General features: G+C 65.0%; 13 protein-coding genes. 3 read left to right on the forward strand and 10 right to left on the reverse strand.

Translation table 11 applies throughout. The annotated features are described in order from the left end of the window. Window positions 1–9: 9 nt before the first annotated feature. From QZ281_RS00650 to kdsA, 6 genes are all read right to left on the reverse strand, one after another. Window positions 10–468, reverse strand: a complete 459-nt coding sequence (locus tag QZ281_RS00650) for an NfeD family protein (RefSeq protein WP_292223439.1) — start codon at window positions 466–468, stop codon at window positions 10–12. 15 nt (window positions 469–483) lie between these two features. Beyond that, window positions 484–1482, reverse strand: a complete 999-nt coding sequence (locus QZ281_RS00655; RefSeq protein ID WP_292223441.1) for an SPFH domain-containing protein — start codon at window positions 1480–1482, stop codon at window positions 484–486. A gap of 71 nt (window positions 1483–1553) precedes the next feature. Next, window positions 1554–2660: a DUF3089 domain-containing protein gene (locus QZ281_RS00660; RefSeq protein WP_292223443.1), complete on the reverse strand. Its 1107-nt coding sequence runs from the start codon at window positions 2658–2660 to the stop codon at window positions 1554–1556. Next, window positions 2660–3661, reverse strand: a complete 1002-nt coding sequence (gene rfaD / locus QZ281_RS00665) for an ADP-glyceromanno-heptose 6-epimerase (protein ID WP_292223446.1) — start codon at window positions 3659–3661, stop codon at window positions 2660–2662. Before rfaD ends, QZ281_RS00660 begins: the two co-directional genes overlap by 1 nt. Then, a complete protein-coding gene (gene rfaE2, locus QZ281_RS00670; RefSeq protein ID WP_292223449.1) occupies window positions 3658–5112 on the reverse strand; it encodes a D-glycero-beta-D-manno-heptose 1-phosphate adenylyltransferase in 1455 nt (484 codons plus the stop codon). The genes rfaD and rfaE2 overlap by 4 nt, the downstream gene beginning before the upstream one ends. Window positions 5113–5130: 18 nt before the next feature. Beyond that, entirely contained in the window at window positions 5131–6009 is an 879-nt protein-coding gene (gene kdsA, locus QZ281_RS00675) for a 3-deoxy-8-phosphooctulonate synthase (protein ID WP_292223452.1), read from the reverse strand. A gap of 110 nt (window positions 6010–6119) precedes the next feature. Between kdsA and QZ281_RS00680 the strand changes: the two genes are divergently transcribed. Beyond that, window positions 6120–7571: a deoxyribodipyrimidine photo-lyase gene (locus QZ281_RS00680; protein ID WP_363297114.1), complete on the forward strand. Its 1452-nt coding sequence runs from the start codon at window positions 6120–6122 to the stop codon at window positions 7569–7571. Between the two features lie 88 nt (window positions 7572–7659). Beyond that, complete coding sequence (gene sseA / locus QZ281_RS00685) at window positions 7660–8484, forward strand: 3-mercaptopyruvate sulfurtransferase (protein WP_292223456.1); 825 nt, start codon at window positions 7660–7662, stop codon at window positions 8482–8484. A gap of 2 nt (window positions 8485–8486) precedes the next feature. Here sseA and QZ281_RS00690 read toward each other — a convergent pair whose 3' ends face one another. Both QZ281_RS00690 and QZ281_RS00695 read right to left on the reverse strand, forming a co-directional pair. After that, entirely contained in the window at window positions 8487–9812 is a 1326-nt protein-coding gene (locus QZ281_RS00690) for a dicarboxylate/amino acid:cation symporter (RefSeq protein ID WP_292223459.1), read from the reverse strand. Between the two features lie 35 nt (window positions 9813–9847). After that, window positions 9848–10894: an amino acid ABC transporter substrate-binding protein gene (locus QZ281_RS00695; protein WP_292223462.1), complete on the reverse strand. Its 1047-nt coding sequence runs from the start codon at window positions 10892–10894 to the stop codon at window positions 9848–9850. 106 nt (window positions 10895–11000) lie between these two features. Here QZ281_RS00695 and metC point away from each other — a divergent pair, with 106 nt between their 5' ends. Next, window positions 11001–12164, forward strand: coding sequence for a cystathionine beta-lyase (gene metC, locus QZ281_RS00700; RefSeq protein WP_292223465.1), 1164 nt, complete (start codon window positions 11001–11003; stop codon window positions 12162–12164). On the opposite strand, the gene QZ281_RS00705 is transcribed toward metC, so the two are convergent. Beyond that, entirely contained in the window at window positions 12165–13784 is a 1620-nt protein-coding gene (locus QZ281_RS00705; protein ID WP_292223468.1) for an acyl-CoA dehydrogenase family protein, read from the reverse strand. A gap of 97 nt (window positions 13785–13881) precedes the next feature. Further along, on the reverse strand, window positions 13882–14803 hold a 922-nt coding region (locus QZ281_RS00710; protein WP_292223470.1), incomplete at its 5' end, for an autotransporter outer membrane beta-barrel domain-containing protein.

Below are 14803 nucleotides of genomic sequence, written 5' to 3' on the forward strand. Positions count from 1 at the left end.
AAACGCCGCCTAGTGCGCGACAGTGACCTTCAGCAGCGAACCGCTGACGCCGTGCACCAGAACATCACCGCCGGTTTCAGGTCCCTCGCCCTCGATCTCCGCAGGCCATTCGGCGCCCGAGATGAAGACCCGGCCACGGCCGTCGACGAAGGGCTGCACGACCCGGGCGTGCTGGCCGATCAGGCGGCTGTCACGGTCGTTGATGTCCGGGCCGCTGGGGTTGGCCTTTGAGACCAGACGGCGCGAAAGCACCGTGGCGACCACGGTCAGCAGAGCGAAGACCGCGACCTCGCCGGGCAAGCCCAGATGAAGCCCGACCGCCGTCAGAACCGCCACGACCCCCGCCGCAACGGCGGGCCACAACAGCCATTCCGTCGAGGCCATCGATTCGATGGCCAGCAACAGAACGCCGATAGCCAACCAGATCCAGAACGGCTGTGCAGCATAAAGATTGAGGACGGCGGTCATGGCTCAGAGGTCCTGTCAGGCCGAAGGCGGTACGCTGCCGCCAGCCGGGCGACGCGGTGCAGCGGGGCGCGGCGGCTGGGGCGCACGGGCGCTGTCGCTGCTCTGGTCCTGCGCCAGACCGACCAGTTGGCCGATCCCGGCAATGGTGCCGACCAGTGCGCCCATTTCGGCGGGCACGATGACAGTGCGCTGTTGCGGGCTGCGGGCCAGTTCGGCGAAGGCTTCGACATACTTCTGAGCGACGAAGTAGTTGATGGCGTTCACGTCACCACGGGCGATGGCCTCCGACACCATGGCGGTGGCGCGGGCTTCAGCCTCGGCTTCACGTTCACGGGCTTCAGCGTCGCGGAAGGCGGCTTCCTTGCGGCCTTCGGCCTGAAGAATGGCGGCCTGCTTGGCGCCCTCGGCGCGGGCGATAGCCGCGGACTTTTCACCGTCGGCTTCGGTGATGACGGCGCGGCGTTCACGCTCGGCCTTCATCTGGCGGGCCATGGCGTTGGTGATGTCGGTCGGCGGGGTCAGGTCCTTGATCTCGATGCGGTTGACCTTGACGCCCCAAGGCTCAGTCGCCGCGTCGATGACGTGCAGCAGGCGGGTGTTGATGCTGTCGCGCTGGCTCAGAACCTCGTCCAGTTCCATCGAACCGACCACGGTGCGCAGGTTGGTCATGCAGAGTTGCGAGATGGCATAGGGCAGATCGTCAACGCGGTAGGCGGCGCGTGCCGAGTCCATCACCTGAATGAAGACGATGCCGTCCACCTTCACCATCGCGTTGTCCTTGGTGATGACTTCCTGCGTCGGGACGTCCAGCACCTGTTCCATCATGTTCATGCGACGACCGACGCGCTCCACGAAGGGCGTCAGGAAGCCGATGCCGGGGCTCAGCGTCTTGGTGTATTTGCCGAAACGTTCAACCGTGAACTCACGTCCTTGCGGTACGATCTTGATAACGCTGAATAACAGCACGATCGCGAGCAGAAGAACGACCCCGGCGAAAATAGTAGCAAAGTCCATATGGAAACTCCCTTTGACGCGAGGTTACGCATCTCCATCGCACGGCGCTACCTAAACCGGACGCTCTGAGATCAGGGCTGAGCGGTTTCCAGCCTGTAGGTCGCCAAACGATCCGCAACATCCGCTTCAAGATCGCCATAGAACAGATTGTAAGGGCGAGCCTTTCTTCGATCCGACCAGCTGCCGCCGTCGCGGAAGGACTCCAGATTTGGCCAGCTGTGGCGCAGCAATCCGTCGCGGCATTGCGTCTTCACTTCGCGCGCCATCAGGGCTGGACGAGCGCCCCATTCCAGGCCTGTCGCATTGGTGGCGCCGCGATGCATTCTTTCCGGCACGGGTGCGGTGTCCGTCGTGCCGGTGGTGGGGTTGACGCACAGGCCCGCCCGACCGTTCAGCTCGATCAAACGGCCCTTGTCGTCCCAGATCAGGGCGCGCCGAAAACGCCTGCGTCCCGCCGAATCGTCGTTGTCGCCGACCTGTGACCAAGCCACGATGCAGTGCAGTTCCCGCCGCGTGGTGCAGGCGGGAATATTCTCCGGCACGCGATCCGCCGCGATGATCACATCCATCAGATAGGCGGCGACGAGGCGATCACGCAGCCTTGGGTCAGGCGAAATCCGGTCACGCAGCAGGCGGTCCAGCAGTTCTGCCCCCTGCTCCACCCCCGCCACTACGATGGGGCCGCTGGGGTGTCGGGTCAGCCAGTTGTCGAAGGCAGCCAGCACGTCTTGATAGGCAAACGCCCGTGCCTCTCGCGCATCATCGCGCAGGGTAAGGCGGGAATAGAGACTAGCCTGCCGATACAGCGGCGCACTGACGGCGCCCGCCCGCGCAAAAGGTCCGGCATAATTCGGCAGGACGACCCGGCGCAGATAGGCGTCGGAATCGGGATCACCGATGGGGCCGTTCCATTCCTTCCCGCCGTCAAAGGTGGTCGAATGGACGAAGAAGACCGCCGCATCGCCAGCGCCGTTTACGCGGGCCTCATACAGGGCCCAGGGCTTGCGCGTCGTATAGTCAGGCGCGGGCGGCGGTGCATAGGTCTGGAACGGAACCTGCGGGTCCAGACCCGCACGCAAGATGTCCCCACGCCAGACCGCGATGGCCGCCGTGAGGATGAACACCACGGCGAAACCCGCATAGCCGACCCATTGGCGGAAGGTCAGCTTGGGCAGCATCAGCGATACGGGTCCGATGTGGCCAGGAAGTCCTGGACGTAGCGACGCACGCCCTCTTCCAGCGGTGTGGATTGGCCTTCAAACCCGGCGGCGCGAATGCGGTCCATGCGGGCCTGGGTGAAATACTGATACCGGTCGCGGATCACTTCCGGCATGTCGATATAGGCGATCGACGCATCCTTGCCCGCCGCCGCAAAGGTGGCGCGCGCCAGATCTTCGAACGAGCGCTCCTGTCCCGAACCGGCATTGAAGATGCCCGACACTTCTGGTGACTGCAGCAGGAACTCGATGATGTCGACCACGTCATCGACATAGACGAAGTCGCGCAGTTGACCGCCGTCGGCATAGTTGGGGTTATGCGACTTGAACAGGCTGACCGTCTCACCCGCCGCAACCTTGGGCCAGATCTGGGCCACGACCGACTTCATCGTGCCCTTGTGACCTTCGTTGGGTCCATAGACGTTGAAGAACTTGAGTCCGGCCCACTGACTGGGCCCCTGTCCACGCTCAGCCTGTCGAACGGCAAACTGATCGAACAGCATTTTTGAATAGCCGTAGGCGTTTAGAGGGCGAAGCTGAGACAGAGACTCTGCGTCGTCGTCATCATTGAAGCCCGTTTCACCATCGCCATAGGTCGCGGCGGACGAGGCGTAGATCAGGCGGGCGTCGCGGATCGTGCACCAGTCCCACAACTCGCGAGACAGGGTGAAGTTGGTGCGCAGGATCAGGTCGGCGTCCGGTTCGGTCGTCGAGGAGATGGCGCCCATATGGACCACCGCCTCGATACGGTCGGCGTGGCGCTCCAGTTGCTCGAACAATTCCTCCGGCGACCAGAAGTCAGCGATGGGGTGTTTGGCCAGGTTCTTCCACTTGGACAGATCGGCGGTCTCCAGCCGGTCGCACACCACGACGTCATAGGCCGTCTCAGCCGTCAGCCGCGCCACGATGTTGGAGCCGATGAAACCGGCGCCGCCGGTCACCACGATCATTCTGGGCGTCATTGTGCCGAGCCAGTCATTTTTTCGATTGTACGGGTGGTGGAGAACCCGTCCTTGAAATCCGCCAGACGGACGACGCCGCCCCAGCTTTCCACCAGATCGCCGCCGACGACGCCTTCACGCGTATAGTCCGATCCCTTGATCAGCACATCGGGCCGCAGCCGTTCGATCAGGGCGATTGGGGTCGGATCGCCGAAACTGGTCACCCGATCCACGCTGCTGAGGCCGCCGATGACGACAGCACGGCTGTCCAGATCATTGACCGGTCTGCCCTCGCCTTTCAGCACCTTGACAGAGGCGTCGGTGTTCAACGCCACCACCAGCCGGTCGCACCAGCTGCGGGCCTGGGCCAGATAGGCGACGTGGCCCCGGTGCAGAATGTCGAAACAGCCGTTGGTGAAGCCGACCTTCAGGCCCTGACGCTTCCAAGCCTCGACCTCGGCCGCCAGTTCGTCCAGCGGCGTGACCTTGGCCTGGGCGGCCACGGAGTGCTGGCTCAGTTCTGCATCGATCAGTTCGGTTGGCGTGACGACGGCGGTGCCGGATTTGCCGACCACAACGCCAGAAGCCAGAATGGCGAACTGCACCGCTGTCTCCAGCGATGCGCCTGCGCCCAGCGCCAGCCCCAGCGACGCCAGAACCGTGTCGCCTGCACCGGAGACGTCATAAACTTCGCGAGCACGGCCGGGGAAATGCTGCACCGAGCCGTCACGGCGCGCCAGGCTCATGCCCTTGCCGGCGCGCGTGACAATGATGGCGCGCGCCGTTGTCTGGGCCAGAAGTGCAGCCAGAGCCGCTTCGATCTCGGCATCGGTGTCGACAGGGAGGCCGGTGGCTCCTGACAATTCCGAGGCGTTGGGCTTAATCACATCGACCGCGCCGTACCGGGCGAAGTCACGCCCCTTGGGATCAACAATGACCGGCGCACCATTGGCTCTGGCGACAGCAAGTGCAGCTGAGATCAGGTCATCACTGACCACACCCTTTGCGTAATCAGATAGAAGTATCGCCGAAACATCAGAAAATGCGTTAGATTCTGAAATCGACACCGGCGCCGCGTCATGATCAAGGCGCAGCAACTGCTGCCCTGCGGCGACGAAGCGCGTCTTGACGATGGTGGCGGCGCCGGACGGACGGCTGATGAAGTCGGAAATCCGGTCTTCCGCCGCGATCAGGTCACTCAGTTCAGCGCCCGCTGGGTCTTCACCCGCGATGGCGCCCAACTGGGCCAGACCGCCCAGCGCGGCGACGTTGCGAGCGACGTTTCCCACGCCGCCAGGCATGGCGACGGTGCGGCGCGCGTGCAGGACCGGGATCGGCGCCTCTGGCGAGATGCGGTTGACCTCGCCATAGACATACCGATCCAGCATCAGATCGCCGACGCAGGCGATCTTCAGGTCACGCACGCGCTCCAGCAGCTTCTGCAGGGCGCCCAGGTCGAGGGTGTCAGACATAGGCCCGACCTAGAGGATTTAGGCCGCTGACGCCACCGGCGCCTTGACGCCGATCTTGATGGCCAGATCGTCAAAGGCGATCAGTTGCGCCGCCAGTTCCTCAAACCTGTCCAACGGCACCATGTTGGGGCCGTCCGACGGGGCGTTGTCGGGGTCTTCGTGCGTTTCCAGGAAGACAGCGTCGACGCCGACCGAGACGGCGGCGCGGGCCAGCACCGGAACGAACTCGCGCTGGCCGCCCGACGACGTGCCCTGCCCGCCCGGCTGTTGCACGCTGTGGGTTGCGTCGAACACGACCGGGCAGCCGATGTCGCGCAGCACCGGCAGCGCGCGCATATCGCTGACGAGGGTGTTGTAGCCGAAGCTGGCGCCCCGCTCGCACGCCATGACGTTCGGGTTGCCCGCGCCGACAACCTTGGCGATGACGTTCTTCATGTCCCAGGGAGCCAGGAACTGGCCCTTCTTGATATTGATCCCCTTGCCCGTGGCGGCGGCGGCCAGCAACAGGTCGGTCTGGCGGCTGAGGAAGGCCGGGATCTGCAGCACATCGACGACTTCACCCACCGGTCCGCACTGGGCCTCGGAGTGAACGTCAGTCAGGGTCGGCAGGCCGGTGACCTCACGGATTTCGGCAAAGATCGGCAATGCGTCCTTCAGGCCGATGCCGCGCGCGGCGCTGGCGCTGGTGCGGTTGGCCTTGTCGAAGCTGGTCTTGTAGATGATCCCGGCGTTCAGCCGTTCGCCGATTTCTTTCAACCTGTGGGCCGTCTCCAGCGCGTGCTGGCGGCTTTCCATCTGGCAGGGACCGGCGATAAAGACGATTCTTGCTCCGCCGCCGATGACGACAGGCGTCCGAAGACCTTCGGACAACGTAATGACGGCGTTGGGTCGGCTCACGAGGCGGCTCTCTTGCGAATGACGTTATGGATGCGGCCTTTGCCGCAAGGATGAGGCCATCAGGTGGCGCTCTTAAGGGAAGAGTTCAAGCTATCATGCAGGCGCCCCGCGTGACCACCAAGCCCGTCATCCTCTGGTTTCGTCGCGATCTGCGGCTGCAGGATAATCCCGCCTTGAACCGTGCGGTCGAGACGGGGCGACCGATCCTGCCTGTGTTCATTCACGATGAGGGTGCGCAACGGCCTCTGGGCGGGGCTTCGCGCTGGTGGCTGGATAAGTCGCTGAGAGCGCTGGCGAGCGATCTGGAGGCACGGGGGGCAGGACTGATTCTGCGCCGTGGCGATTCGCTGGCGGTGCTGCAGCAGTTGATTGCGGAAACCGACGCCGATTCCCTGTTCCTGAACCGCAGTTTCGAACCTGCTGGTTTCGAACGCGACGCCGATATCGCCCATGCGTTGCAGTCGGACGGCGTGTCCTGTCATGGCTTCAACGGCTCCCTGCTATGCCCGCCGGGATCGGTGCTGAACGGCTCGGGCCAGCCCTACAAGGTGTTCACGCCCTTCATGAAGGCGCTGCTGGGCAAGTTTGAACCGCCCCAAGGATTGGAGCCGCCCGCACGGATCGTCACCCCGAAAATCACCAGTGATGTTCTGGATGATTGGCGACTTCATCCCCGGCGTCCCGACTGGTCCGGCGGGTTCGACTGGGCGCCGGGCGAGGCAGGGGCGCTGGATAATCTGTCGGCCTTCACCAACGGCGGGCTGAAGACCTACAGCCACGGCCGCGATATTCCGGGCCGCGCCGACACAAGCCGCCTGTCACCCCACCTGCATTGGGGTGAAATCAGCCCTTGGCGGGCCGTCCGTGAAGTGCGCGCCGCATCCTCCCAAGGGCGTGTTCCAGTTGCAGAAGCCGAAAAGTTTGTCGCCGAGATCGTGTGGCGCGATTTCTCGGCGCACCTGCTGCACCACTTCCCCTTCATCGAAACCCGGGCCTTCCGACCGGAGTATGACGCCATGCCCTGGCGGGATGATGCAGCGGCGTTGGAGGCCTGGCGACGCGGCCAGACGGGCTATCCCTTGGTCGACGCCGGAATGCGTCAACTGTGGACGACGGGCTGGATGCACAATCGAGTGCGGATGGTCGTGGCCTCCTTCCTGGTCAAACACCTGATGATCGACTGGCGCGACGGCGAGGCCTGGTTCTGGGACACGCTGGTGGACGCCGATCTGGCCAGCAATGTGCAGAACTGGCAGTGGGTGGCGGGTTCCGGCGCCGACGCCGCTCCCTATTTCCGCATCTTCAACCCGACGGCCCAAGGGCAGAAGTTCGACGCCGACGGCGCCTATGTGCGGCGCTGGGTTCCCGAACTGCGCCGCCTGCCCGCCAAATGGCTTCAGGTCCCGTGGACTGCGCCGAATGAGATCTTGCGGGATGCCGGGGTGCGATTGGGCGACACCTATCCCAGGCCTGTGGTGGATCACGACGTGGCACGCGCGCGGGCGCTGGATGCGTTGAAAACCGTGTCGAGACGGGGCGATGACCATAGCGACCGCGATTGACCCTATGGCAAATTAACGGGACACCTCCTGTCAGAGGCCGCTGTAGCCGTCAGGCGACAGATCTTGTGCAACCGGCGTTGAGCAGACCATGAAACCCTTGATCTCGACCGATGAACTGGCGGCTGTACTGGGCGCGCCGGACTTGCGTGTGATTGACGGGAGTTGGCATCTGGACGGGCGCGACGCCGCCGCCCAGTTCGCAGAGGCGCATATTCCGGGCGCGGTCTTTTTTGATCTTGAGGCCGTGTCGGACGCCGACACCCCCCTGCCCCATATGCTTCCAGCGCCGGAAGCTTTCGCCGCCTCGGTCGGGGCGCTGGGCGTCAGTGCGGATGATCATATCGTCGTCTATGACACGGCAGGCCTGTTCTCGGCGGCCCGTGTCTGGTGGATGTTCAGAACCATGGGCGCCCGCCGGGTTCAGGTGCTGGACGGCGGCTTGCCCAAATGGCTGGCCGAGGGGCGGTCCGTGACGGCCGATGCAGCCCAGCCGGTGACGGCGGTGTTTACGTCCGATTTCAAAGCCGAAGCCGTCGTTGACGCTGAGCAGGTGCAAACCGCTCTGGACGCCCAGGCCCAGGTCGTCGATGCACGCGGCGCACCGCGGTTCCGGGGCGAGGCCGCCGAGCCGCGCCCCGGCGTGCGGGCCGGACATATGCCCGGCGCGATCAACCTGCCCTACAATCGCCTGCTGAACGACGACGGCACTTTGAAGCGTGGCGACGCCCTGGCTCAGGCGTTCACTGATGCGGGCGTTGATGTCCCCAAGCCGGTGACCACCACCTGCGGATCAGGCGTCACCGCCGCCATTCTCAGCCTTGGGCTGGCTGAGTTGGGCCAGCCCTCGCAACTCTACGACGGCTCCTGGGCTGAATGGGGTAGCCGCGCCGACACGCCGGTGACGACGGGCTGAGATCAGGCGGAAACGGACGCCGCTGCCTGCTCGGCGCCCTCATCCTCGGGATCATTGTCTTCGCCGCGTGAGACGATGGTGGCCAAGGCCAGATCGCCGGTGACGTTCAACGTGGTGCGGCACATGTCCAGGAAGCGATCGACGCCCAGGATCAGGCCTATGCCTTCCGGCGGCACGCCGACCATGACCAGGATCATCGCCACGACCGGCAGAGAGCCGGCAGGCACGCCCGCTGTACCGACACCGCCCAGAATGCAGACCAGCATCACGATGAACTGCTGCATCAGGGTCAATTCGATGCCGAAGAACTGGGCAAGGAACAGCACGGTCACCCCCTCGAACAGGGCCGTGCCGTTCTGATTGGCGGTGGCGCCGACCGTCAGGACGAAGCGGGCGATTTTTCGCGGCAGGTGAAGCTGCTGTTCCGCCGCGCGCAGGGCGAAGGTCAGGGAGGCGTTGGACGAGGCGGTCGAGAAGGCCACGATCATCGGCTCTCGCACGCCGCGGAAGAAGGCGATGGGCGACATGCCGCCCAGGAACCAGACAGCCAGCGGATAGACGACGAACATGTGGATCGCCATGGCGCCCACTGCGACCGCGACATAGGCGGCCAGCCGGATCAACAGCTCGAAGCCAAACAGGGCAGCCAGGTTGAACATCAAACAGGCGATGGCCAGGGGGGCCAGTCTGATGAAGAGGTTGATCAGCTTCATCGTAATCTCGAACAGGCCCTGAACCACCTCCTGCAGCCGGTCCGTCGCGGGTGATTTGGCCATCACCAGACCGACGCCGAAGAACAGGGCGAAGACCATCACCGGCAGGATCGCGTTCTCCGCTGCGGCGGTGAAGACGTTGGAGGGCACAAGCTCCAGGAAGAAATCACCCAGGGAAATGCTGGTCGGTGCGCTGTTGACGATGCTTGCGGCGCCCGCCTTGCCCTGATCCAGCAGGGACTGGGCCAGGACCGGATCGACGCCGCGTCCGGGCTGGAACAGATTGACCATGCCCATGCCGATGACGACCGCGATGCCGGAAATCACGATGGTCAGCAGAAGCGTCTTCAGACCCGTTCGACCCAGCGACGCCAGATCGCCCATCTCGGCGACCCCCATGACCAGGGCCGAGAACAGCAGCGGGATCACCATCATGAACAACAGGCGCAGGAAGACCTGGCCAATCGGGCCGGTGACGTTCGCGGTCAGCCACTGCACCCAGCCGACATCCCCGCCGACGGCGAGGTGAACCAGAAGGCCAGTGCTGAGACCCAGGCTGAAGCCAATCAGCATCTGCCAGTGAAGCGGGAGCTTTCCGCGTTTCGTCTCCGTCATCTTTCCTCCTGAGGAAAAGGTGCCAGTGTCAGCGCCTACCGGATCGGCAACCCATAGATCAGGCCCGGCGGTTGGGCGTTCCATTGGGCGTTCAGGCCGCGTTCCAGCTTCAGCGGCGACTGCGGCCCCAGATTGCGGTCGAAGATTTGTCCATAGTTGCCGGTGGCGCGCACGGCGTTCGCGCCCCAGGTCTTGGGCAGACCCAGCATGGCGCCATAGTCGCCCTCGACGCCCAGCAGGCGGCGCACGCGTGGATCGCGAGAATCCTTGGCCTGAGCCTCGGCATTTTCGCGGGTTACACCCAGTTCTTCAGCCAGGATCACAGCATTCAGCGTCCAGCGCACAACCGAGGCCCAGCGTTCGTCGCCCGCCTTGACGACCGGCCCCAACGGCTCCTTGGACACCACGTCGGACAGGATGGCGTGCTCCTGCGGATTGGTCAGGGTCGTGCGGGCGGCGGCCAGGGCCGAGATGTCGGCGCTGAAGGCGTCGCAGTCCTCGCGTGCATAGGCGTCTCGGGCCGCCTCTTCGGTCGCCAGGACGACCGGGCGATAGTCCACGCCGCGCGAGCGGAAGAAGTCGTCGGCGTTCGCCTCTGCGGTAGAACCGGACTGCACGCAGACACGGGCGCCGTTCAACTCGGTGGCGCTGGCCAGATTGAGCGATCGCCGCACCAGGAAGCCCTGGCCGTCGTAATAGTTGATGCCCGCGAAGATGAAGCCCTCGCCCGCGTCGCGTGTCATGGTCCAGGACGAGTTGCGCCACAGCACATCCACACGCCCGTCATTCAGAGCCTTGAACCGGTCCCCCGCCGACAGGGGCACGAAACGCACCGCATCGCCGTCGCCCAGAATGGCGGCGGCCAGGGCGCGGCAGAAGTCGGCGTCAAAGCCGCGCCACTGTCCGCGATTGTCGGTATAGGCGAAGCCGACCAGCCCCTGATGCACGCCGCAGTTCAGACGGCCGCGCTGCTTGATCGCCGTCAGGACCGGGCTTTGCGGCAAATGGCCTGCCGCCGTCGTGTCGGTTTCAGGCGCAGGCGCCTGTCGGCTGCAGGCCGCCGCCAGCAGCAGGGCCGTCATCGCTCCAATCGTCCAGCACCGCATCGCGTAAACTCTCCCTCCGCCGCTTGCGCCCGGCAGAGTTTAGAGGCCTTTAGGTCCTGATCCGCAACCCATCGGAGAGGTCATGTCGCCGCACACAGATCGCACCCGCCTGATCGCCTCCGCGACGCGACGGGGGCAAGGGCGCCGCCCGGTGAACCCGCCAATCGAACGTGCCTCGACCATGCTCAGTGACACAGCGGACGCCATGCGCCACGGCGCCGACGGCCCTGTTTATGGATTGGAAGGCACGACGGCGGCGCGGGAACTGCGCGCGGCACTGGCTGATCTGGAGGGCGGCGCGCAGGCGTTTCTGGTTCCATCCGGGCTGGCGTCCGTGACTGTGCCTGTGCTGGCCCTGACGCGGCCGGGCGATGAGATCATCACGACCGACGCTGTCTATGGCCCGACGCGACGGTTCCTGAGCCGCTATCTGGCGGCGCGCGGCGTGACGACCCGGTTCCTGCCTGCGGGCGCCGACGCAGATGCGATCATCGCGGCTATCGGGGAGCAGACGCGGCTGGTGCTGATGGAATCGCCCGCATCCCTGACCTTTGAAATGGTCGATGTGGCCAAGGTCGCGGACGCCTGTCGGTCACGCGGCGTCCTGACGGTGCTGGACAACACCTGGGCTGCGGGACTGGCATTCAAGCCTCTGACGCATGGGGTGGATGTCAGTGTTCAGGCCCTGACCAAATACGCCGCCGGACATTCGGATGTGCTGATCGGCGGCATCGTCGCCAATGAGGCGCGGTTGATCCGGGCTATCGGCGACGCCATCGAGGACATGGGCTGGCACGTGTCGCCAGACGACGCCTGGCTGACCCTGCGGGGCCTGCGCACCCTGCCGCTGCGCTATGCCGAACAGGGACGCTCGGGATTGCAGGTGGCCGAGTGGCTGCAGGCGCGGCCGGAGGTGTCGCGGGTGTTTTATCCGCCCCTGCCCGGCTCGGTCGGACATGATCTGTGGGCGCGCGACTTCACAGGCGGCGCCTCGCTGATGGGCGTGGTGATGAAGGGCGGCGATGCAGCGGCGGGCCAGCGTTTCCTCGACACCCTAAGTCTGTTCGGTCTGGGCTATTCGTGGGGCGGGTTCGAAAGCTTGGCCACGCATGAGACGCATCAGATGGCCTATCGCGATCACCCCACGCCTTTGGAGGGCGAACTGGTCCGCTTCCACATCGGGCTGGAAGACCCCGCCGATCTGATCGCCGATCTGGAGCGGGGTCTGGCGGCCTTCGAGGGCTGATCAGGCGGGCATGGCGCGGTCCAGAATGGTGCTGGTGTCGATGACGGCGTCATGAGCGCCGTAAGCCGACCCCCGATCCGTCAGGCGTAGACGGCAGAAGGCTTCGGCTGAAGGATTGTCCCACGCCAGCAGGATTGCCGCCTGAGCCGCCAGCGCCAGACGTTCGACCACCAGCCGCGCGCCCGCCTCATGCGCCGTTTCAAACGACAGGCCGTCCAGCCAGGTGTCATAGTCGGCATCGCGTCCGCGCTGACCGTCGAGGAAGCTGCGCAGCGCCTCTACGGACTGCGGCTCACGCCCCATGGCGCGCAGGACGTCCAGGGCGATGACATTGCCAGACCCTTCCCAGATCGCGTTCAGCGGCGACTGCCGGAACAGGCGCGGCATGGGCCCCGTCTCGACATAGCCCGCTCCGCCCAGGCTCTCCATCGCCTCATAGACAAAGCCCGGCGCGCGCTTGCACACCCAGTATTTGGCGATGGGCGTCAGCAGGCGCCCCAGAGCATCGTCTTCGTCAAAGGTCTGGGCCAACCGCAGGCCCATGGCCGTCGCCGCCTCGCTGTCGACCGCCAGATCAGCCAGCACCGCCGCCATCATCGGCTGGTCGATCAGACGTTTCTGGAAGACTGAGCGATGCGCTGCGTGCCAGACCGCCTGCGCCAATGCGCCACGCATTTGTTGCGCCGACCCCAGCACGCAATCCAGCCGCGTATGCTGAACCATGCGGATGATGGTGGCGACGCCGCGCCCTTCCGGCCCGACGCGTTGGGCCAATGCGCCGTGATATTCGATTTCAGACGAGGCGTTGGACTTGTCGCCCATCTTGTCCTTCAGCCGCATGACGCGGAAGCCGGCGTTACGCTGACCATCCGGCGTCCAGCGCGGGACCAGGAAACAGGTCAGGCCGCCTTCGGCATAGGCCAGCGTCAGGAAGGCGTCGGACATGGGCGCCGAACAGAACCATTTGTGGCCGGTCAAAGCATACCAGCCCGCCTCCCCGGTCGGTTCGGCCCGCGTCGTGTTGGCGCGCACGTCCGAGCCGCCCTGTTTCTCGGTCATGGCCATGCCGATGGTGACGCCTGCCTTTTCAGAAGCAGGACGAACCGCTGGATCATAACGCCCAGACTGAACGCGCGGCGTCCATTCTGCGGCGACCGAAGGCTCCACCTCCAGCGCGGCGACCGAGGCATAGGTCATGGTCATTGGACAGGTCGTGCCAGAGTCCGCCTGCCCGGTCATGAACAGGGTCGCAGCGTGCGCCACATGGCCCGTGGGCGTGTTGTTCCAGGCGACTGAGGCGAAACCTGCCTCAAGTCCCAGGTGCATCAACTGATGATAGGTCGGGTGAAACGTCACTTCGTCGATGCGACGACCATAGTGGTCGAAGGTATCCAGCACCGGCGGATTGCGATTCGCCTGAACGCCCCAGCCGATGACCTCAGCCGAGCCGCATCGCGCGCCCAGTTGGTCCAGACGTGCTGCGTGCTGGCCGCCGCCCGCCTTGCCGACCGCATCCTTCAATGCCCGGTCGCCCGAGAACAGATTGACGCCCTCCAGCGGCGGCGGCTGGTTCAGGACCTCGTGCGTATCCAGGTGATCGATGGGCCGAAGGGCGGACATGGGCGTCTCCGTCTGCGAAGCGGTGACGATAGGCCATGAAAAAGGGCCGCGCCAATCGGCACGGCCCAAGGTTCAGGTTGAGAGGATCTGAAGCGGCTTAGAACTTCACGTTCAGGCGCGCGAACAGCTTGTTGTCGTTGTAGTCGTCTTGATAGACGCCCGCGTAACCGACCTCGACATTGGTGCGGTCGTTGGCCTGGATGTTGACGCCCAGACCGGTCAGCAGCGCATCCTGGCCGATGTTGGCGCCCGCGACCTGGAAGATCGGGCCATCAGCGAACTTGGCGCGGAACTCCGGGCCGTCATCGTTGAAGTCGTGGCTCCAGGCCAGATGCGTGACCGCGGTCAGCGTGGGACGGCCAGCGCCTTCCGACAGCACCGTCTGGGTGCGGAAGCCTGCGGTGACCAGATCGGCGACCTGCTCGACGCGACCAGACAGAGCGGCATCACCGCCAACCTCAGCAACATCGGCATGATAGTCGACGCGGGTGTAGTTGGCGTATGGCTCGATCGTGCTGGCGCCGAACGAGGCGCGCCAGGCGATCTCGCCGTAAGCCTGCCAGCCCTTGCCGTCGTAATGGCCGGTCAGCTGGTTGTTGAACTGGTTCAACGCAGCGGTGCGGTTGGTGCGCAGGTTGGCGTCGATCCACGATCCGCCGACGCGCAAGGCGAAGGCGCCCGCATTCATGCCGCCGTAGAGGCCGATATGCTGGCTACGGGCGGTGCCGCTGGAGCGCAGGCTGTTGGTGGTGATCTCCGTGCGGGTTTCACCGACTGCCAGACCCAGGTGAGCGCGGCCGGACCACTCCTTCTCCAGACCGGCCAGATAGCCGGTGGAGTCGGCGCGGTAGCCCGCCAGTTCGTTGTCGCCATCGAACTCGCCATTGCCGAAGACGCCGGAAGCCCAGGCGTTGACGCCGCGGCCCTCGGTTTCATTGGCGGCGGCGCCGCGTCCGCGTTGCAGTATGGCGTCGCGGATATAACGGCTGTCCGACACCGCGACACCGCCGAGCGAGGCG

Source organism: Brevundimonas sp., assembly GCF_018608325.1.
In the GTDB taxonomy this organism is placed as follows: domain Bacteria; phylum Pseudomonadota; class Alphaproteobacteria; order Caulobacterales; family Caulobacteraceae; genus Brevundimonas.